The organism is Lysobacter sp. yr284 (genome assembly GCF_900107375.1).
GTDB lineage: Bacteria > Pseudomonadota > Gammaproteobacteria > Xanthomonadales > Xanthomonadaceae > Lysobacter.
Window position 1 is genome coordinate 1 of record NZ_FNPT01000039.1, and the last position, 19,399, is coordinate 19,399.

The 19,399-nt window shown below is 70.3% G+C and carries 14 protein-coding genes; 5 read left to right on the forward strand and 9 right to left on the reverse strand.

All coding sequences use genetic code 11. From position 1 onward, the window contains the following. The first annotated feature begins 631 nt into the window (after positions 1 to 631). Positions 632 to 1,168 (forward strand): pseudouridine synthase, encoded by a 537-nt coding sequence (locus tag BLV01_RS24825; RefSeq protein WP_057949758.1) that lies wholly within the window; start codon positions 632 to 634, stop codon positions 1,166 to 1,168. Between the two features lie 13 nt (positions 1,169 to 1,181). Here the strand turns inward: BLV01_RS24825 and BLV01_RS24830 are convergent, their stop codons facing one another. Next, positions 1,182 to 1,589, reverse strand: a complete 408-nt coding sequence (locus BLV01_RS24830; RefSeq protein WP_091806705.1) for a hypothetical protein — start codon at positions 1,587 to 1,589, stop codon at positions 1,182 to 1,184. A gap of 437 nt (positions 1,590 to 2,026) precedes the next feature. Here BLV01_RS24830 and BLV01_RS24835 point away from each other — a divergent pair, with 437 nt between their 5' ends. Next, entirely contained in the window at positions 2,027 to 3,781 is a 1,755-nt protein-coding gene (locus BLV01_RS24835; protein ID WP_091806708.1) for a hypothetical protein, read from the forward strand. 73 nt (positions 3,782 to 3,854) lie between these two features. Here the strand turns inward: BLV01_RS24835 and BLV01_RS24840 are convergent, their stop codons facing one another. Together BLV01_RS24840 and BLV01_RS24845 are read right to left on the reverse strand one after the other, a co-directional pair. Further along, positions 3,855 to 4,805: a DMT family transporter gene (locus BLV01_RS24840; RefSeq protein ID WP_091806711.1), complete on the reverse strand. Its 951-nt coding sequence runs from the start codon at positions 4,803 to 4,805 to the stop codon at positions 3,855 to 3,857. A gap of 67 nt (positions 4,806 to 4,872) precedes the next feature. Next, complete coding sequence (locus tag BLV01_RS24845) at positions 4,873 to 5,826, reverse strand: aldo/keto reductase (protein ID WP_091806713.1); 954 nt, start codon at positions 5,824 to 5,826, stop codon at positions 4,873 to 4,875. A 252-nt stretch (positions 5,827 to 6,078) separates the two neighbouring features. Here BLV01_RS24845 and BLV01_RS24850 point away from each other — a divergent pair, with 252 nt between their 5' ends. Then, positions 6,079 to 7,176 (forward strand): hybrid sensor histidine kinase/response regulator, encoded by a 1,098-nt coding sequence (locus tag BLV01_RS24850; RefSeq protein WP_057949753.1) that lies wholly within the window; start codon positions 6,079 to 6,081, stop codon positions 7,174 to 7,176. A 1,073-nt stretch (positions 7,177 to 8,249) separates the two neighbouring features. On the opposite strand, the gene BLV01_RS24855 is transcribed toward BLV01_RS24850, so the two are convergent. The 3 genes from BLV01_RS24855 to BLV01_RS24865 form a co-directional block, all read right to left on the reverse strand. Then, positions 8,250 to 8,612: a hypothetical protein gene (locus BLV01_RS24855; protein WP_091806719.1), complete on the reverse strand. Its 363-nt coding sequence runs from the start codon at positions 8,610 to 8,612 to the stop codon at positions 8,250 to 8,252. A 250-nt stretch (positions 8,613 to 8,862) separates the two neighbouring features. Beyond that, on the reverse strand, positions 8,863 to 11,409 hold the full coding sequence (gene hrpB, locus BLV01_RS24860; protein WP_091806722.1) for an ATP-dependent helicase HrpB: 2,547 nt from the start codon (positions 11,407 to 11,409) through the stop codon (positions 8,863 to 8,865). 64 nt (positions 11,410 to 11,473) lie between these two features. Next, a complete protein-coding gene (locus BLV01_RS24865; protein ID WP_091806725.1) occupies positions 11,474 to 11,938 on the reverse strand; it encodes a hypothetical protein in 465 nt (154 codons plus the stop codon). A 186-nt stretch (positions 11,939 to 12,124) separates the two neighbouring features. On the opposite strand from BLV01_RS24865, the gene BLV01_RS24870 reads away from it, so the two are divergent. Beyond that, a complete protein-coding gene (locus BLV01_RS24870) occupies positions 12,125 to 12,919 on the forward strand; it encodes a TatD family hydrolase (protein WP_091806727.1) in 795 nt (264 codons plus the stop codon). A gap of 13 nt (positions 12,920 to 12,932) precedes the next feature. On the opposite strand, the gene BLV01_RS24875 is transcribed toward BLV01_RS24870, so the two are convergent. Then, the gene (locus BLV01_RS24875; protein ID WP_091806730.1) at positions 12,933 to 13,400 is read right to left on the reverse strand and encodes a hypothetical protein; all 468 of its coding nucleotides are present in this window, start codon (positions 13,398 to 13,400) and stop codon (positions 12,933 to 12,935) included. Positions 13,401 to 13,570: 170 nt separating this feature from the next. Continuing rightward, positions 13,571 to 16,717: a TonB-dependent receptor domain-containing protein gene (locus BLV01_RS24880; RefSeq protein ID WP_091806733.1), complete on the reverse strand. Its 3,147-nt coding sequence runs from the start codon at positions 16,715 to 16,717 to the stop codon at positions 13,571 to 13,573. A 369-nt stretch (positions 16,718 to 17,086) separates the two neighbouring features. On the opposite strand from BLV01_RS24880, the gene BLV01_RS24885 reads away from it, so the two are divergent. Further along, entirely contained in the window at positions 17,087 to 17,950 is an 864-nt protein-coding gene (locus tag BLV01_RS24885; protein WP_091806736.1) for a hypothetical protein, read from the forward strand. A gap of 66 nt (positions 17,951 to 18,016) precedes the next feature. On the opposite strand, the gene BLV01_RS24890 is transcribed toward BLV01_RS24885, so the two are convergent. Further along, positions 18,017 to 18,562, reverse strand: a complete 546-nt coding sequence (locus BLV01_RS24890; RefSeq protein WP_091806739.1) for a hypothetical protein — start codon at positions 18,560 to 18,562, stop codon at positions 18,017 to 18,019. Between the last annotated feature and the right edge of the window lie 837 nt (positions 18,563 to 19,399).

Sequence of the window (19,399 nt, forward strand, 5' to 3'; positions counted from 1 at the left end):
TGCTTTGGACAAAGAAAGTGACCCGGCCGCTTGCGGACGGAAGCTTTGGATGGTGGCTTGTCGTCACGCGTAAGAACACGCAAAGACCGAGCCCACCGCGGCACGCCCCCTGTAGGAGCGGCGCAAGCCGCGACCGCGCCAGCGCGGCGATTGCGTAAGTTTCGTCGTAAGTTGTTTTGTCGCGGTCGCGGCTCGCGCCGCTCCTACAGTCGGATACGCGACTGCACTGCCGTCGTTGACGAGTGACGACCAGCGACAATCAAGAGCTTTCGTCCGCAAGCGGCCGAGTTACTTTCTTTTGGCAGCGCGCCAAAAGAAAGTAACCAAAGAAAAACGCTTTTTAAAGTCACGAGCCACTAGGTCCAGCACCGGGCGCGGGGATGCGCCGTAAGGGGCTTCCTGCCCCTACGGCGCACGCGCGCATCCATGCGCGCGCCCTGCGGGTCTGCGCAACCGAGGCCTCGTTCGAGGTGCAGATAAAGCAACAGCAACAGCAGCAACCATTACCGACCCGCCGCGCCGACCCGCAACACCGTCGCCTGCGCAATCGAACATCGCACCCGCCCAACCGCATGCCCCAAGCCCGCACTCAGGCGCAAAATAGCCTGCGCACCACCCACCGCCCGACCCGATGCTCATCGCCCTCAACAAACCCTACGGCGCGCTCTCGCAGTTCACCGACCGCAGCCAGCCGCCCAAGCCGACCCTGGCCGGGTTCGGGCTGCCGGCCGGGGTCTATGCCGCCGGGCGCCTGGACCACGACAGCGAGGGGCTGTTGCTGCTCACCGACGACGGCACCCTCGCCCATCGCCTCACCGATCCGCGCCACAAGCAGGCCAAGACTTATCTGGTCCAGGTCGAAGGCGCGCCGGACGAGGCGCAGTTGCGGCGCCTGCGCGACGGGGTCGAGTTGAACGACGGGCCGACCCTGCCGGCGCAGGCGCGCGCGGTCGCGGCGCCGGACTGGCTGTGGCCGCGCGATCCGCCGGTGCGCTTCCGCAAGACCGTGCCCGATGCCTGGCTGGAGTTGAGCATCGGCGAAGGCCGCAACCGCCAGGTGCGGCGCATGACCGCGGCGGTGGGCCTGCCGACGCTGCGGTTGATCCGGGTCGCGATCGGCCCGCACCGGCTCGACGGGCTGGCGCCTGGCCAGTGGCGCGCGCTCTAGCCGCGCGCCGCGCTCACGGCGGGCAGTGCCGCCGCGCGTCTTCGTCGCTGCGCACCGGCACGCCGCCGCACGCCGCCGGTGCCGGCAGGACGCAGTCCAGGTAAGGCCGGGCCCAGCGCCGCGATTCGGCCTGATCCGCGATCGTCGCCGGCGCGCCGGCGCCCGCGCGGGCCACGCAGCGCTCGTGGGCGCGCTCCACGTGGGCGCGGCATGCTGCGGCGCCGACCCGCTCGCTGCCGCTGCGGCCGGGCGCGCACAGGTCGTAGGCCGCCTCGCGCCACAGGGCGAAGAACTCCGCGCGCGGCACCGGTTGTCGTTCGATCGCGGCGAGGCTGTAGCGCGGCGCCGGCGCGGCGAACCAGTGCAGGTAGGCGAAGGCGGCGGCCGCGACCAGGACGATCAGCAGCAGGAGTCGTTGCATGCGCGGCGTTCCGGGCGCAGTGGGGGCGCGCATTTTCGCGGATCGCTCGCGCGCTGGCGAGACTCGAAGGTCACGCCCGGCCCGGCGCGCCGGCGCCCCGCGACGGCGCCGCCCGGCGCTGTCGCGGCCGACACGGCCCAGTGCCGCCAGCGTCGCCGACCGCACCGACGCCGACGCCGCCACGGCGACCGCGCCCACGACGGGCCGTCTGTCCGCCGCCCGCATCGTTCACCCTCACCTTCGCTCACCGCCGAATGCGAATCCGCGCGCATCGCAAGCGCGACCGCTTTCGCAGCTCGCCGGGTTCACTGAGAAACCGACCCGGTTTGATCCCGCCGCGCCGCTGGCGCCGGCCGCGCGCGCGGCTTTAGCGTCGGCGACAGCTACGCGCCTGGCGCTACGCCACTCGCGGTCTGCTCACCGGAGGAGCCCGACCCATGTCCACCCTGCGTTCCCTGACCCTCGGCGCCGGCCTGGCCCTCGCCGCCGGGGCCGTCTACCTGCTCTACCCGCCCGCGGCCGGCAGCGCGGTGCCCAAGGCCGATGCGCCGACGCCGTTCGAGTTGGCCCCGCCGGTGGTCGAGGACATCGTGATCACCCCGACCCCGCAGTCCTCCGCCGGCGATGCCGTGCTGCAGTTGCAGTACGCCAAGGGCCAGGACCTGCCGGCGCAGATTCCGTTCAACATCGGCGACCGGCCGGTGACCCTGCAGCGCGACGACAAGGTGCCGGAGATCTACCGCGCCGCGATCCCGTTCGACTTCGACGGCTTCGTCCAGGAACAGGCCGAACGCCAGAGCCAGGCCGGGCAGCAACTGACCGTGCCGAGCTTCGTCGGCCGCGAGTTCTTCAGCGAAGCGCCGGTGGCCTTCCTCGACCCGGGCAAGCTGAGGGACCAGATCGCCGCCGCGCAGCCGATCCGCGTTCCGTTCCCGGTGGTGTTCGGGCCGCCGGCGGTGGTGCGTCCGGAGCGCTCGCTGCTGATCACCGACCCGCGCGTGGTCGAGGACCCGACCCGCACCTTCGACGCGTGCACCGGCGTGGGCAATCCCAACGGCGCGTGGACCTTCAAGACCCTGATGACCAACATGGCCAACCAGCCGGTCAGCGGGATCTCGCCCTCGGCCTTCGTCAAGAACTGGCTGACCAACTGGAGCGCCGGCGGCGTCATCAACACCTTCCCGGTGCCGGCGCGGGCGCAGCTCAATTCGCAGATCCTGGCGCTGTGGCCGACCGTGGCCAGCACCGGCGAGCTCGACCTGAACAAGTCGCCGTTCCGGCTGGTAGCGATCGTCAACCGCATGGACCTGCGCAGCAACGGCAGCTACGGCGGCGGCGACGCCGGCGAAGGCCGCTTCATCTTCGGCATGATCCGGCGCAACGCCAACGGCACCTGCACCGCGCTGCCGGGGCTGGTGATCACCGAATACGCCCAGCAGGCGCGCGGCTGCTCCGCGGTGCGCTCGCTGGCGCGCCGCTGGGGCGCGCTGGGCTCGATGAGCCTGGGCTCGCCGGCCTACAACAGCGCGCTGCAGGCGCTCACCGACGGCTTCACCGCCGCCAACGCGGCGCCGTCCAAGCCCAACCGCAGCGCGATCAACCAGGTGCGCAGCAACGAGTTCCTGCAAACCCCGTGGATGCTGGAAGAATTCCGGCTGCCGCGCGGCGGCGGCCAGCTGGCGATGACCCTGGCCAAGCTGACCCCGCACCACTCGCTCAACAACACCTCGGTGCTGGCCAGCTTCATCAACACCAACGCCGCGGCGATCGGCGCCGGCACCTACGACATCCCGCTGAGCTACCTGGGCCAGCCGATGGCGACCGGTTCGGTGCGCAACATCAGCCCGCAGCAGGCCTGGAACGCGCCCGGCGTGGCCAGCAACCTGCGCCGCGACTTCTCGCTGAACACCTGCGACGCCTGCCACGGCCGCGAGACCCAGGACACCAACTTCATGCACGTGTCCACGCGCAATTCCGGCGCGCAGGCGGCGCTGTCGCGGTTCCTGGTCGGCAACGGCACCCTGGCCGCGCCGAGCACCTTCACCATGCCCGACCCGTTCACCGCCGCGCCGCGCACCTACGGCGACCTGGTCCGCCGCCAGTCCGACCTGGCCGGGCTGCAGAACAACCTGTGCCTGTCCGGCGCGGTGTTCGAGGAGGCGATCCGCGCGCCGCTGCTGGCCACCCACTGAGCCGCAACGGCAACGCGATGCGGACAGGCGCCTGCGGGCGCCTGTTCGCGTTTCGGGCCGGCGTGCGCCGCGCTCAGTCCGACGGCTTCTGCGCCGCCGCCACCGGCACCGAATTCGCGCCCGGCCGGCTCAGCAGCAACACCCCGCCCAGCACCACCGCGGTGCCGATCAGCTGGATCGCGGTGATCTTCTCGCCGAGCACCCAGGCACCCAGGAACACCAGCGACACCGGCCCGATCACCGAGAACTGCGCCGCGGTGCCGGCGCCCAGGCGCCCGACCGCGGCCATGGTGAAAGTCACCGGCAGAAAGGTGCACAGCACCGCGTTGGCCACGGCCAGGGCGTAGACCTGCCAGGGCAGGCCGAACAAGGCGGCGGGATCGCGCGCGACCAGGTAATGGATCGTCACCGCCGCGGTCGACACGATCATCGCCCAGGCCACCAGCTGCAACGAGCCCAGGCGCTTGACCAGTTCGCCCGACAGCGCCAGGTACAGCGCGTAGCTGACCGCCGCGCCGAGCACCAGCGCGCTGCCGAACAGCACGTGCTCGCCTTCCACGCGCAGGTTCTCGACCATCACCAGCACCACCCCAGCGTAGCTGACCGCCAGCGCGATCCACTCGCGCGCGGCGACCCGGCGGCCGAACGCGAACAGGCCGATCAGCAGCACGATGGTCGGGTTGAGGAACAGGATCAGCCGCTCCAGCGAGACCGGCACGTGCTCCAGGCCCCAGAAGTCGAGCAGGCTGGACAGGTAATAGCCGAGCACGCCCAGGACCAGGATCAGGCCCCAGTCGCGCCGGGTCGGCAGCGCGTCGCGGGCGCGCGCGCGGCGCTGCTCGCGCACCGCCAGCGCGGCGAACAGCGGCAGCGAGAAGGTCATGCGCAGGGTCAGCACCTGCACCGAGTCGACGCCGAAACGGTATTGCAGCTTGGCCAGGATGGCCTTGGCCGAGAACAGCACCGCGCCGGCGGCGGCGAGGGCGACGCCGGTACGGCGGGCGGAAGCGGTGGCGTGGGGCACGGTGGGCTCGTAGCGGTGGCGGGAGACGAAGGCGATGGGCGGAGGTCGGTTGCGCGGCGCCGCCGCCTCAGCCGCCGGCGCTGGCCGCGTCCAGCGCGGCCATCTCGTCGGGCTTGAGCGACAGCCGCGCCGCCGCGAGCAGCTCCTGCAACTGCGCCACGCTGGTCGCGCTGGCGATCGGCGCGGTCACCGACGGCCGCGCGATCAGCCAGGCCAGCGCCACCTGCGCCGGGGTCGCGCCGTGGCCGGCGGCCACCTCGTCGAGCGCGGCCAGGATGCGCAGGCCGCGCGCGTCCAGGTATTGCTCCACCGCACCCGCACGCGCCCGGCTCTTGCCCAGGTCGGCGCGGCTGCGGTACTTGCCGGTCAGGAAGCCGCTGGCCAATGAGTAGTAGCCGATCACGCCGACACCGCGCGCGCGTACCAGCGGTTCCAGTTCGGCCTCGAACCCTGCCCGGTCGTACAGGTTGTACTGCGGCTGCAGGGTTTCGTAGCGCGGCAGACCCAGCCGTTCGGACAGGTCCAGCGCCTGCGCCAGGCGCGCGGCCGAATAGTTGGAGGCGCCGATCGCGCGCACCTTGCCCTGTTCGATGAGCCGGGCGAACGCGCCCAGCGTGTCCTCCAGCGGCACCGAGGCATCGTCTTCGTGCGCCTGGTACAGGTCGACGACCTCGGTGCCGAGCCGGCGCAGCGAGTCTTCCACCGCCGCCTGGATGTTGGCCGGCGCCAGGCCGCGCCGCGGCGCCCACTTGGCGAGCTTGGTGGCGATGACCACGCGCTCGCGGCGGCCGCCGCCCTGGGCCAGCCAGCGGCCGATGATGCGTTCGGATTCGCCGCCCTGATTCCCCGGCACCCACGCCGAATACACATCGGCGGTGTCCACCAGCGCGAATCCGGCCTCGGTGAACGCGTCCAGCAAGGCGAAACTGGCGGCCTCGTCGGCGCTCCAGCCGAACACGTTGCAGCCGAAGGCCAGCGGGGCCACGGACAGGGAAGAACGGCCGAGCGGACGCAGGTTCATTGCGGTTTCCTTAATGCGTGGATGTTCATGATGCGCCGCCGCAAACGGTGCGACCGCAACGGAATTTGCAACGCCGCGTTGCTGACTGCGGCCAGTCGTCGCATAGGCGTGAACCATTCATCAATCCAGGCGTCGGTTCCGCCTTTGCGTGAAGGTTTCTGTTAACTTGCCACACGATTTCCATTCGATTCACTTATGCGAAATTCGTGTGAATCGCATGGCGATCCCACGGCTCCAGGAGATTTACAGGACGTGAGCACTCCCGCGACATCCACCGGTCGCATCCTGGTCGTCGACGACCAGGCCGCCAATCTGCGCGTGGTGACCGCGCTGCTGTCCCGACAGGGCTACGAAGTGGTCGCCGCCTCGACCGGCGACGAGGCCCTGGAGCTGTACGCGCAATCCCCGCCCGACCTGATCCTGCTCGACGTGATGATGCCGGGCATGGACGGCTTCGAAGTCATGGCCGCGCTGCGCGCCGACTCGCCGCTGCGCGTGCCGGTGGTGTTCGTCACCGCCGCCCACGACCGCGACCTGCTGCTGCGCGCCTTCGACGCCGGCGTGGTCGACTACGTCACCAAGCCGTTCCTGCCCGAAGAACTGCTGGCGCGGGTCAACGCCCACGTCGGCCTCAAGCTCACCCGCGACCGCCTGGAACGGGTCGCGCGCGAGCGCGAGGAACTGGTCAACCTGGTCGCCCACGATCTCAAGAACCCGCTGACCAGCGTGCTGTTCGCCAGCGACCTGCTGATCAACAACGGCTGCAAGCCCGAGCGCGTGCCGCGCTACCTGCAGATGATCCACGAAAGCGCCGACGACGCGCTGGGCTACATCCGCCACTACCTGGAAAGCCAGGCCGGCCACCGCGAGCGCGCCGAACAGGAAGAAGGCATCCGCGCCGACCTCGCCGAGACCCTGGACTGGCTGGTGCGCCGCTACGAGATGCAGCTCGACGCGCGCGGCATCCGCGTGCAGGTGCAGCCGCCGGCGAACGGCGCGGCGCAGGTCGCGATGGACCCGCGGGTGTTGCGCCAGGTCAGCGAGAACCTGGTCACCAACGCGATGAAATACGCGCCCGGCAGCGACCTGACCCTGGCCGCGCGCAACAGCGCGCCCGGCTTCTGGCAACTGATCGTCGCCGACCGCGGCCCCGGCATCCCGGTCGCGCGCCAGCGCGAACTGTTCAAGCCGTTCGTGCGCCTGCACGAGGCCGACATCGACGACGGCCTGTCGAGCGGGCTGGGCCTGTCGCTGGCCAAGCAGATCGTGGTCAACGCCGGCGGGCAGTTGTGGTACGAGGAACGCAAGCACGGCGGCTCGCGGTTCATCATCGAGTTGCCGGAAGCCTGATCGATCGGTGGCGGATCTGCGCGGCCGCATCGCGAGGCCGCGCATGCCGCAGACCGCTTCCCCTGAAGGCGCACATCGCCGGCCGTGGTTCCGACGAAAGGCGGAATGCTTCTTGATCTTGCCGCTGCCGCTGCCGCTGCCGTTGCTGGGGCCGTTTCCGTTGCTCTAGCCGTTGCCGTTCGCTCGGACGGAACCCCACGCAAAGCACCTGCTCCGCAGCCCCGGAGGGCGCGCGCATGGATGCGCGCGCGCGCCATGGGGCAGGATGCCCCTTATGGCGCGGCCCCGCGCCCGGTGCTGGACTTAGTGGCTGGTGACTTTAGAAAAGCGTTTTTCTTTGGTTACTTTCTTTTGGCGCGCTGCCAAAAGAAAGTAACTCGGCCGCTTGCGGACGAAAGCTGTTGATTGCCGCTTGTCGTCACCCGATACATCGCTAACGTCGAAAGCAACAGAAAGATCAACCGGAATGACGACAGTGTGGTTTCGTATCCGACTGTAGGAGCGGCGCAAGCCGCGACCGCGACAACACACCTCCGACGAAACTTTCGCCGTTATTGCGATGGCGCGGTCGCGGCTTGCGCCGCTCCTACAGGGGGCGTGCCGCGGTGGGTTCGGCCTTTGCGTGTTGGTACGCTTAAAGAAAAGGCATTGCTGTTTCGGATCAAGAGCCACTATGGCTCGCAGCGGCGCGGGCCGCACCATAAGGGACATCCTGCCCCCTGGCGCGCGCGCGCATCCATGCGCGCACCCTCCGGGGCTGCGGCACATGTGCTTCGCGTGGGTTGCGTCCGGGCAAACAGCAACGGCAACGGCAGGACTTTTTGGATTCTGGCTTTCGCCGGAACGACGAAAGGATGGGCTGCGGCCGTAGCGCCCGAGCCCCTGTAGGAGCGGCGCGAGCCGCGACCGCGACAATCGGACTACGGCGAAAACGCCAACCCACTCGCAATACCCCGGAACGAACTCATCGCCTGAGTCCCACGCAAACAAAAAAGCCGACGCTCGCGCGTCGGCTTTTTTCGCTCCAGCATACCGGATCCCGGCGTACTGCGCGTTGCGAAAGCAACCGCGGCTTACTCGCCGGCGGTGTCCTCCGCGGTGTTGCGGGTGCTGCGGCGGCGGCCGGCGCCCGGCGAGGCGCGCCGCGCGTCGATGCGGCGCGCGGAGCCTTCGATCGGCTCGCCTTCGGCCTGTTGCCGCGCCTTGCGGCGGGCGGCGGCGTACCACAGCAGGCCGGCGCCGGCGACTGCGGCCACGGCGACCACCGGGTTGCGGCGGATGAAGCCGCCGGCAGTGCGGGCGCCGGCCTTGACCACGCCGAACTTGGCGCCGGTGTCGAGCCACTGGCCCGCCTTGGGCGCGGCTTCCTTGAGGTTGGCGCTGATCGCGTGCACCAGTTCCAGTGCGCGGTCGGGCAGGGAATCGAACTTGCTCATCGTGTCGGTCCTGGATGAGAGGGAGCGGGGAGAAAATCGGGTTCCAGTGTCGGTGCGCCAGCGTTGAAATTCTGTGAGCGCAGGCGAAACGGGATGGCTGCGGGCTGAATGCGACGCCAGAGGATACGACGACAGGGTCGCGTCGTGCGCGGGTGGGCGCGGTCGCGGCGTGCGCCGCTCGCGCGGGCAGCGGGCGAAACCGCGAACGGCGCACGCAATGCGGCCCGGCGCGGATGGCGCCAGGCACGGATCAGGTGCCGCGCGGCTTGGCCCGGTGCGTGGCCTTCGCCGTCCACGGATCGTCGGGCCACGGATGCTTGGGATAGCGGCCTTTCATTTCCTTCTTCACCTCCGGGTAGGTGCGCTCCCAGAAGCCGCGCAAGTCCTGGGTGACCTGCAAGGGCCGGCCGGCGGGCGAGAGCAGGTGCAGGGTCAGCGGCACGCGGCCCTCGGCGATGCGCGGGGTGTCGGCGAGGCCGAACAGCTCCTGCAGTTTCACCGCCAGCACCGGCGGCTGCGCGGCGCCGCGGCCGTCGTCGGCGTGATCGTCGTAGCCGTACTCGATCGCCCGTTCCATGCCCGAGGGCACGACGATGCGGGTCGGCGCGAGCGCGTCGAGTCTGTGCCGCCACGACCAATCGCACAGCGAGCGCAAGGCGTCGCCGAACGCCGCTTCGTCGAGCGCGTCGAGCCGGCTCTTGCCGCTGAGCGCGGGCTTGAGCCATGCGTCCAGGCGTTCCAGCAAGGCCGCATCGGACAGGTCCGGCAGCGGCGTCTCGCCCTGCGCGAGTTCGGGCATCCACTCGCGCAGGCAGCGCACGCGCGCGCGCCACTGGCGCAGGCCCGGCGTCCACGGCAGCGCGTCCAGGCCGAGCTGGCGCACCGCGTCGACCAAGGCGTCGGCGTAGCGCGCCGGGTCGGGCCGCGCCAGCGCGCGGCTGTCGATCACGATGCGGTCGAAGCGGCGCTCGCGCACCGCCGCGATCGCGCGCGCGCCGGCGTCCCACACCACCCGGTCTTCGCTGACGAAGCGCTGCGGGAATTCGCGCTCCAGCCTCGCCAGGTCGAGCGGCGCGGCGCGCAGGATGCGCGCGTCGCGCGGGTCGTCGCGCAGTTCGCTGACCACCAGCCACGGCTCGCCGTAGACCGCGCTGTCGTCGAACAACCGGGCGCTGCGGCCGTTGGCGAGTTGGTAGCGGTACGCATCGGACGGATGCTGGCGCGCGATGCGGTCGGGAAACGCGTGCAGCAGCAGGTCGCCGAGCCGGTGCGCCGGCACCGAGGCCGGCGGCGGATGGTCCACGCGCAGGCGGCGGCGCCATTGCTTGCTGGCCTGGTCGAGCGCGGCCAGCGCCGAGCGCGACGCCTCGGCCGGCGCGCGGCCGGCGCGGAACGCGGCCAGCGCCTGCCAGCGCGCGTGCAGCGCGTCGCCGCCGCTGCGCAGCGGGTCGCGCGCTTCGATCAACGCGGCCAGGTCGCAGGCCAGGGCGCGTTCGCCGGCCTCGCGCGGCGCCAGCAGCATCGCCGCCAGGCGCGGATGGGTGCCCAGCGCGAGCATGCGCCGGCCGAACGCGGTGATCGCCGGTTGCGCGCCGGCGCCGGGTTCCAGCGCGCCCAGGCGCAGCAGCAGTTCGCGCGCCGCGGCCATCGCGCCGGGCGGCGGCGCGTCGAGGAAACGCAGGCCGGCATCGCCCCAGGCGGCCAGTTCCAGCGCCAGCCCGGCCAGTTCGACCTGCGCCATCTCCGGCCGCCGCTGCGGCTCCAGGCGCTGCGATTCCGGCCACAGCCGATACGCCCAGCCGTCGGCGACGCGGCCGGCGCGGCCGGCGCGCTGGTCGGCCGAGGCCTGGGCGATGGCGACCACGTCGAGCCGGGCGAAGCCGCTGTTGGGGTCGTAGCGCGGCTCGCGCGCCAGGCCCGAGTCGATCACCACGCGCACGCCGGGCAGGGTCACGCTGGATTCGGCGACGTTGGTCGCCAGCACCACCCGGCGGCGGCCGTCGGGGTCGGGCTGGAGCACGCGGCTTTGCTGCTCCACCGGCAGCTCGCCGTGCAGGGCCAGCACGTCCACGCCGCGCGCGGTTTCGCTGGCGGCCAGCGCGGCGTCGGCGCGGGCGATCTCGCGCTGGCCGGGCAGGAACGCGAGCACGTCGCCCGGATGCGCGGCCAGCGCGTGTTCGACCGCGCGCCGGAGCTGGTGTTCGAGTTTTTCCTCGCGCCGCGCCGGGTAATGCCCGATCCGCACCGGATGGCTGCGCCCGGCGCTGCTCAGCCGCGGCGCGTCGAGGAACTGCGCCAGCCGCTCGCCGTCGAGGGTGGCCGACATCACCACGATGCGCAGGTCTTCGCGCAGCGACGCCTGCACGTCCAGCGCCAGCGCCAGGCCGAGGTCGGCGGCGAGGTGGCGCTCGTGGAATTCGTCGAACAGCAGCGCGCCGACGCCCTCGAGCGTGGGGTCGTCCTGGATCATCCGGGTCAGGATGCCCTCGGTGACCACTTCGATGCGGGTGCGCGGGCCGACCTTGTTCTCGAAGCGGATGCGGTAGCCGACGGTGTCGCCGGCGGCCTCGCCGCGCTGGCGCGCCATGAAGTTGGCCGCGGCGCGCGCGGCCACGCGGCGCGGTTCCAGCATCACGATCCGGCGGCCGTCCAGCCACGGCGCGTCGAGCAGCGCCGGCGGCACCTGGGTGGTCTTGCCGGCGCCGGGCGGGGCCTCCAGCACCAGGCGCGGGTGGGCGGCGAGGCTGGCGCGGATCTGCGGCAACAGCGGATCGATGGGGAAGGCGGGCGTGTTCACCCGCGCAAGGATACGGACCGGCGGCGGCCGCCGGAATGGCGCGGCCGGCGCCAGGCCGCGCCGCTCAGGGCTGGGTGTATTCGCCGCAGCCGTAATACAGCGTATCGGGATCGCGCTCGTCGCCGATCGCGATGAACACGGCCTGGCCGTATTTCTTGCCGTTCGAATCCTCGCAAGGCGCGCCCTTGCGGCTCGGCCCGATCAACACCTGCATCGGCCGCAAGCGCTGCCCGATGGTGACCGGGCCGGCCAGGCCGTACTCGCCCTTGAGTTCGCCGAAGGCCGGCAACACGATCACCGGCGCGGCCGATTTCAGCGTGCCTTCGGCGATGACGACGCCGCGCGGGCTGCTCAGCCGGAACCGCACCAGCCCGGCCTCCGCCGGCTTGAGCGCGATCTGCCAGGCCGGGACGCGGTTGCCGCCCTCGAAATCGCGCGCGGGGAAGTTCGGCGCGCCGGCGGGCGCGGCAGCGGGCAGCAGGCCGGCCACCGCCAGCAAGGCGGCCAGGCAGAACGAGGCAGTGCGCATGCAAGTCTCCTGTGGCGGACGGATGCCGCCGTGCGTGTGCAAGCAACGCGGCCGCGCGAGCGCTGTGAACCGGGACGGGGACTGCAGCGCGCGCCTGGGCGGCGGCGGCCCGTCGCCGCCGGCGCGGCTTGGGCCGGCCGCGGCGAGCCTCTACACTGCGCGCTGCCCCCGCTTGCGCTCCGCCCCATGCAACTGATCGACATCGGCGCCAACCTCACCCACGACAGCTTCGACCACGACCGCGACGCGGTGCTGCAGCGCGCCCGCGAGGCCGGCGTCGCGCGCATGGTGATCACCGGCGCCAGCCGCGAGCATTCGCCCAAGGCGCTGGACCTGGCGCGGCAGCACCCGGGCGAGCTGTTCGCCACCGCCGGCGTGCATCCGCACCATGCCAGCGAGTACACCGCCGAATGCGACGCGCAAATGCGCGCGCTGCTGGCCCACGACGAGGTGGTCGCGGTCGGCGAGTGCGGCCTGGACTACTTCCGCGACTTCTCGCCGCGCCCGGCCCAGCGGCGCGCGTTCGAAATGCAGCTGCAAACCGCGGCCGACACCGGCAAGCCGCTGTTCCTGCACCAGCGCGACGCGCACGATGACTTCGTCGCGATGATGAAGAACTTCGACGGCCGGATCGGCCCGGCGGTGGTGCACTGCTTCACCGGCACGCGCGAGGAGCTGTTCGCCTACCTCGACCGCGACTGGTACATCGGCATCACCGGCTGGCTGTGCGACGAACGCCGCGGCCTGCACCTGCGCGAGCTGGTCAAGCACATTCCGGCGCAGCGGCTGATGATCGAGACCGACTCGCCTTACCTGCTGCCGCGCACGGTCAAGCCGGCGCCGTCGCACCGACGCAACGAGCCGATGTACCTGGCGCACATCGTCGAGGAACTCGCGCGCGACCGCGGCGAGGACGCGGCGACCGCCGCCGCCCACAGCACCGCGACGGCGACCGCGTTCTTCCGCCTGCCGCCGCGCTGACGGCGGCGCGCGCTCAGTCCATGGTGAAGTTGCCGCAACCGGACCATTCCGCCGGCCACGGCTTGTGGGCGGCCCTGGTCGAAATCGGCTTGGATTTCTCCGGAATCACTTTGATCGAGTAGGCGAAGCGGCCGTAGACGTCGCCCATCAGGCCGTTGTCGATCGTGCATGCGCCGCCCAGCGGCACCGGCACGATCTTCACCGTCACCGACGTCTTTTCCACCCCGATCGTGCCGGTCAGTTCGTACTCGCCGGTCGCGGCGCTGCGCTGGCGCAGGTCGCTGCTCAGCGGATCGGCGGCTTGCTGGACGCGCAGCCGGTAGACCACCGACAGATCCGTCTGCCGCGTGCTCAACACCACCTGCCAGTCGGTGTTGCCGCCGCGGAACGTCGGCGCGGGGTAGGTGACCTGTTGCGCGTGCGCGGCGGCGCCGAACCCGGCCAGGGCCAGCGCGCAGGCCGCGGCGAAGAAAGTACGCATGGACGACTCCTGTATCGGCAGCGACGCGCCGCCGTCGTGATGCTCAACGCATCGCGGCGGCCGCCGTGAAGCCGCATCAAAGGCAAAAAAAGAGCCGGCCCGTCGGAGATCGGGCCGGCTCACGAGGCCGCGGGCGTTCTATGCGGCCTGGTTGTCGCTGTCGCGCGAACTCAGAACTTCCACTCGAACGACAGGTTGTAGCGGCGGCCGAGGATGTCGTAGGTGCTGAACAGGTTGGCCGAGGTCTGGGCGAAGGCCGGCGGGTCCTTGTCGAACAGGTTGCTGACCGCCAGGCGCACGGTGGCGTGATCGTTGAAGCGGTAGCGCGCGCCGGCGTTGAACAGCCAGTAGCTGTCGATCTTGAGGATGTCGCGCGTTTCCGGCGTGTTGAGCACGTTGAACTCGGCGCTGCTGAGGTAGTTCGCGGCCATGTTCAGGCCCCACGCGCCCTTCTCCCAGGCGCCGCTGAACTGGTACTGGCGCTTGGAATTGCCGATCTCGCCGACCGCCGGGTCCGGCGAGACGCCGGTGGTGTCCAGGGTCAGCTCGCGCGGGAAGTAGCCGGTCATGCCCAGGGCGAAGCGGCCGAAGCGCTCGGTTTCGAAACGGTAGGCGATCTCGGTGGAGTACGCCTCCATGTTGTAGAACTTGCCGTTGACGAACTGGCCGTTGAACGTGGTCGCCTGGCCCGGCTGCGCAGTGCCCGGCGCGTTGCGGGTGATCAGGCTGCAGAACGCATTGGCGTTGGGGATGTCGGCGGTGTTGAACGCGGTCGAATCGAAGCAGGCCGCGGCCATGTCCTGCGCGGTCAGCTGGGCGATGACGTCGGTGATCTCGATCTTGTAGTAGTCGGCGGTGACCGTCAGTCCTTCCAGGAACGACGGCGCCCAGGTGAAGCCGTAGCTGTAGGAATCGGAGGACTCGTTGCGCAGGTTCGGATTGCCCGACGACACGCCCTGGATCGAGGCGCCGTTGGCGTTGGAGGTGAAGTTGGTCAGGCCGTAGTAGTTCAGGAACGCCTGGCAGTTCGCCGCGCGCGTGGCCGGACGGTTGCCGCCGGCGATGAAGCGCGTGTCGCAGGGGTCGTTGGTCACGAACTGGAACGAGGTCGCGCGCGGCAGGAACGCTTCGGTGATCGACGGCGAACGCAGCGAGCGGGTGAAGTTGCCGCGCACTTCCAGGTCGTCGAACGGCTTCCACTGCAGGCCGTAGGTGTAGGTGTCGAACTTGCCGTTGATGCTGCTGTCGACCTGGCGGTACTTGCCGATCACATCGAGCTTGCGCAGGCCGATGAAGTTCTTCTCCGGGTTGACCAGCGGCAGCACGAATTCGCCGAACCATTCGTTGGTGGAGTATTCGCCCTGCAGCGGCGTGATCGCCACCGAGCGGCCGAGCCCGGCGGTGAGGAACTGGCCGGGGTCGAACAGGCCGCTTTCCTTGCGGTGCTCGTAGCCGACGTTGTACTGCAGCGGGCCGCCCCACATCTCCAGCAAGGTGCTGGAGATGTTGACGTTGAACACCTGCTGTTCCTGCAGCGCCTGGGCCGAAGTGGGGGTGGTCACGTAGTTGCGCGCGGCGGCGCTGGGGCGGCCTTCGCCGAACAGGTCCAGCGGCACGCAGTTGGGATCGGCGACCGGCGTGTTGCCGTTGCGGCCGTTCGCGTCGGGAATGAACAGGTCGGCGATCGGCGTGGGCGTGCACACCAGCTGGCCCTGCGCGTTGCGCACCACGTTGAGCGCGTTGATGAAGTTCTGCTGGACCAGCGCGGTGCCGTGGGAGCGCGAATCGCTGCGGCCGTAGTTGGCCGAGGCCTCCCAGTAGAACACCCGATTGGCGAGCTCGAAGTTGCCTTCCAGGCCGACCACGATGCGGCCCAGCTCGGTGGTGCCGCTGCCGTTGTTGGTGACCAGGTCGCGCGAGGCGCGCGACAGGTTGAACGCGCCCACGCCCAGGCCCTGCAGGGTGGTGCGCGCCTGGTCGCTGAGGCCGGCGTAGCTGGTCGGGAAGGTGATCATGCCGCTGAGGCCGCCGAACAGCGGCGCGTTGTACACCCACTGGTCGGCCAGCTCGGTGCTCTCGGCCGAATAGAACGAGCCTTCCATGAACACATCGATGTTGTCGGTCAGCCCCCAGCGCGCCGTGGTGTTGATCGACATGCGCTTGAGGTCGGAGGTGATCTGGCCGGACTCGACCAGGCTCAGGCCGTCGCCGCCGCTGGCGTCGGTGGCCGAGAAGGTCGTGCCCGGGTTGTACGGCACCACGTTGCCGGAGCGGTCGAACGCCAGCACCACGTCGCGGTTGGGGCCGAAGCCGTTCGGACGCAGGTTGCCCGAGCCGGCGCGGAACGGGCCGCTGGTCGGCGAGAGCAGGCCGCCGAACGGGGTGGTCCAGATCCGCCGGTCGCGGATCATCACGCCGTTGGGGATGCCGTCGTTGGCGCCGGTGTTGTACGGGATGTTCGGGTTGTAGCGGCCGTCGGTGGCGGCCTGGCGGCCCGGGAACACCGCGGCCATGGTGCTGGCCAGCGGGTTGGTGGCGTTGAAGTAGCCGGTGCGGAAGTAGTCGCGGTCCTTCTGCAGCACGCCCTTCTGGTCGTCGTAGGTGAACGAGAAGGTGATGTTGCCGCGGCCTTCGTCGAAGCCGGCGCCGACCAGCGCCCAGAAGTTGTAGCGCTGGTTGTCGCCTTGTTCGGTCACGCCGTAGCTGGTGCCGAACTCGACGCCTTCGTAGTCCTTGCGCAGGATCACGTTGACCACGCCGGCGATCGCGTCGGAGCCGTAGGTCGGCGCGCCGCCGATGGCGATGTTCTCGATGCGCTCGACCATCGCGGTCGGGATGGCGTTGAGGTCGACCTGCAGGCCGGGCGCGGCCGGTCCGAACAAGGTCGTCGGCGCGCTGGAGACGAAGCGGCGGCCGTTGACGAGCGTCAGCGTGCGCGCGCTGCCCAGGCCGAAACGGTTGACGAAGTTGACGCCGGTACCGAAGCCGGCCTGGTTGCCTTCGGGCGTGATGCCCAGGCCGAAGCCGGGGATCTCGTTGAGCGCGTCGGCGACGTTGGTCAGGCCGCGGTTGGCGATGTAGTCCTTGGTCACCACGGTCGCCGGTTCGAGGGTGTCGAAGCCGGCGCGGCGGATGCGCGAACCGGTCACGACCAGGCGGTCCAGGTCGGTCGGCGCGCTGGCCGGTTTGTCGGCCGGCGCCGGTGCGGCGGGCGGCGCCTGTTGCGCCAGCGCGGCCGGGACGGCCAGGGCCAGGCAGATGCCCAGCATCAACGGCGAGCGGCGCGGCGCCGGGCCGCGGTCAACGTTCGTATTCATTTTTCCCCCGGAAAGTCAGCGTGAGCCACGCCCCCGAACCCATTAGTAGGCCGCGCCCGGCCGGCTGCACAAGAAAAAAACGTAACAATCTGTTATTCGGCCCTATCTATATGATTCGTAATGAATAAAGCAGCGATGAGCGGTTAATCGATGCTCGAACTCGGTCAATATTTGCGCAAAACTCGGCAAAGTATTGGTACCAATTGAACTTGCCTTTCTATATTTCATCGGAACCAATCCGGCGCACGCTCGACCCGCCCGGCGCATGCGCCCGGCTCGCCGATGCGCCGTTGCGCGGCGGCCGTCGAACCCGGACCCGGGGCGAGCGGCTACCCTGTCGCGCCCCTTTCCCGACCGCCGACGACGCCCATGTCCGCAGCCCCCGCCGAGAACCGCTCGCCCGCCTTCGTCCCGCTGACCCTGGCCGTCCTGGTGCTGGCGCTGTCGGCGGCCTTCACCGCGATCGCGATGCGCTCGCTGCCGGCGCTGCACGGCGCGCGCTTCGATCCGGCGCAGTGGCTGGGTTCGATCGGGCTGCCAGTCGGCTGCGTGCTCGTCGTCGCCTGCGCGCTGACCGACCGCCGCGGCGTGCCGGCGCGGCCGTGGGCCTGCGTGCTGGCCGCGCTGGTGCTGCTGTTCGGCCTCGGGCTGGCGTGGTCGATGCTGGAAATGCCGTGGCTGGCCTCGCTGGCGCGGCGCCTGGACCCGCGCGCGCTGGTCGCCTGGACCGACGGCCTGGGCGCTGCGAAGTCGCTGCTGGTGGCGCTGGTCGCGCTGCCGCTGGCCTGGCGCCTGGGCGGCCGCGATGCCGCGCCGGTGCAATGGACCTCGCGCCAGCGCCGCATCCTCGGCGCGTTGGCGGCGCTGTGCCTGGGCGCCGGCGTGGCCTTGCTGGTGCAGACCCTGGCCGCGGCCTTCACCGCGCTCGGCGACAGCGAACAGCGCGTGGGCATGAGCGTGGTCGCGCTCGGCGTCGGCGCGGTGCACGGGCTGGCGGCGCTGATCGCGCCGATGCGCCGCGGCGCCGGCACGCTGCCGGCGCTGGTCTCGGCGCTGCTGACGCCGGCGTTGATCGTGCTGGGTTCGCTGCCGGCGATGTTCGCCGGCGAACACTGGAACCTGCCGGCGCGGGTGATCGTGGTGCTGGTGGTGCTGCTGCTGGCGCCGGCGCTGTCGTGGCTGCTGGTGCGCCGCTGGCACGGGGCGGGGCCGCGCACCGGCAAGCCCGGATAAGCGACCGCCGAAAGCGAACGGCCCGCGGATGCGGGCCGTTCGTGCGCGCGGCGGACGCGGCGCGGGTCAGTACACGGCCAGGTCGCCGCAACCGCCGTCGAAGCGGTCCATGCCCTCGACGTGCACGGTCACCGAGTGCATGTGCTTGTTGTCGCCGTCGTCGATGCATTCCTTGTTGCTGATCTCCACGATCATCGGCTTGGCGCCGGCCTTGGTGTTCAACTCGCCGCTGAGCACGATCAACGTGCTCGGCGCGTCGGCCGGCTGGCCGTTGTAGCGCGCCGTGCCGCTGGCCTTCTCGCTGCCGCTGCCCCAGGTCAGGTCGACCTTGTGGTTCATCTCGCCGGTGGACTGGATGTCGATGCTCCAGTGTTCGCCGAAGCCCTTGAACGCGGGCACCGGGCTGAGCTTGCCGACCTGGTCGGCGCCGATCTTGGCCGACGGCGGCGCAGCGGGATCGCTCGCCGCGCCGGGCTGGGCGCCCGCATCGGCGGCGGCCGGCGCCGCGACCTCGGCCGGCGGCGTCGCGGCGCCGTCCGGACTCTTGTCGGGCGCGGTGCAGGCGGCGAGGAAGGCGATCGAAGCGATCGCGGCGAGGGGCATCAGGCGCATGGCGGCTCCTTGGGTGTGGCGATTACGCCCGGTGCGGGCGGGCTCGTTGTAACGCCTGCCGGGTGCAGGGGGGGTCAACGGGGCCGGAGGGCGGTTCATTTTGTGGGTCGTGCGATGTGGGAATGCGGCGCGCGCTGGGGCGAGAGTTCGTTGCGATGGATGTTGGGTCGGCGGCGTTGCGCCGGCGAATCGTCCCACACTGTTGCTGTTGTTGCTGTGCGGGCTTTTTCTCAGCCGCGAACGAGGTTCATGCCGCGCAGACCCGGAGGGCGCGCGCATGGATGCGCGCGTGCGCCGTAGGGGCAGGACGCCCCTTACGGCGCATCCCCGCGCCCGGTGCTGGACTTGGTGGCTCGTGACCTTAGACAAGCGTTTTTCTTTGGTTACTTTCTTTTGGCGCGCTGCCAAAAGAAAGTAACTCGGCCGCTTACGGACGAAAGCCTTTGATTGTCGCTTGTCGTCACTCGTTCGTTAACGACGGCAGCAGAGTTGCGTATCCGATTGTAGGAGCGGCGCAAGCCGCGACCGCGACAATGCAACTACGACGAAACCTTCGCAATCGCTGCGATGGCGCGGTCGCGGCTTGCGCCGCTCCTACAGGGGGCGTGCCGCGGTGGGTTCGGTCTTTGCGTGTTCGTACGCTCGACGACAAGCGAAGATCCAAAGCTTCCGTCCGCAAGCGGCCGGGTCACTTTCTTTGTCCAAAGCAACAAAGAAAGTAACCAAAGAAAGTGCATTCTTTTTTCGAATCAAGAGCCACTAGGTCCAGCACCGGGCGCGGGGCCGCGCCATAAGGGGCATCCTGCCCCATGGCGCGCGCGCGCATCCATGCGCGCG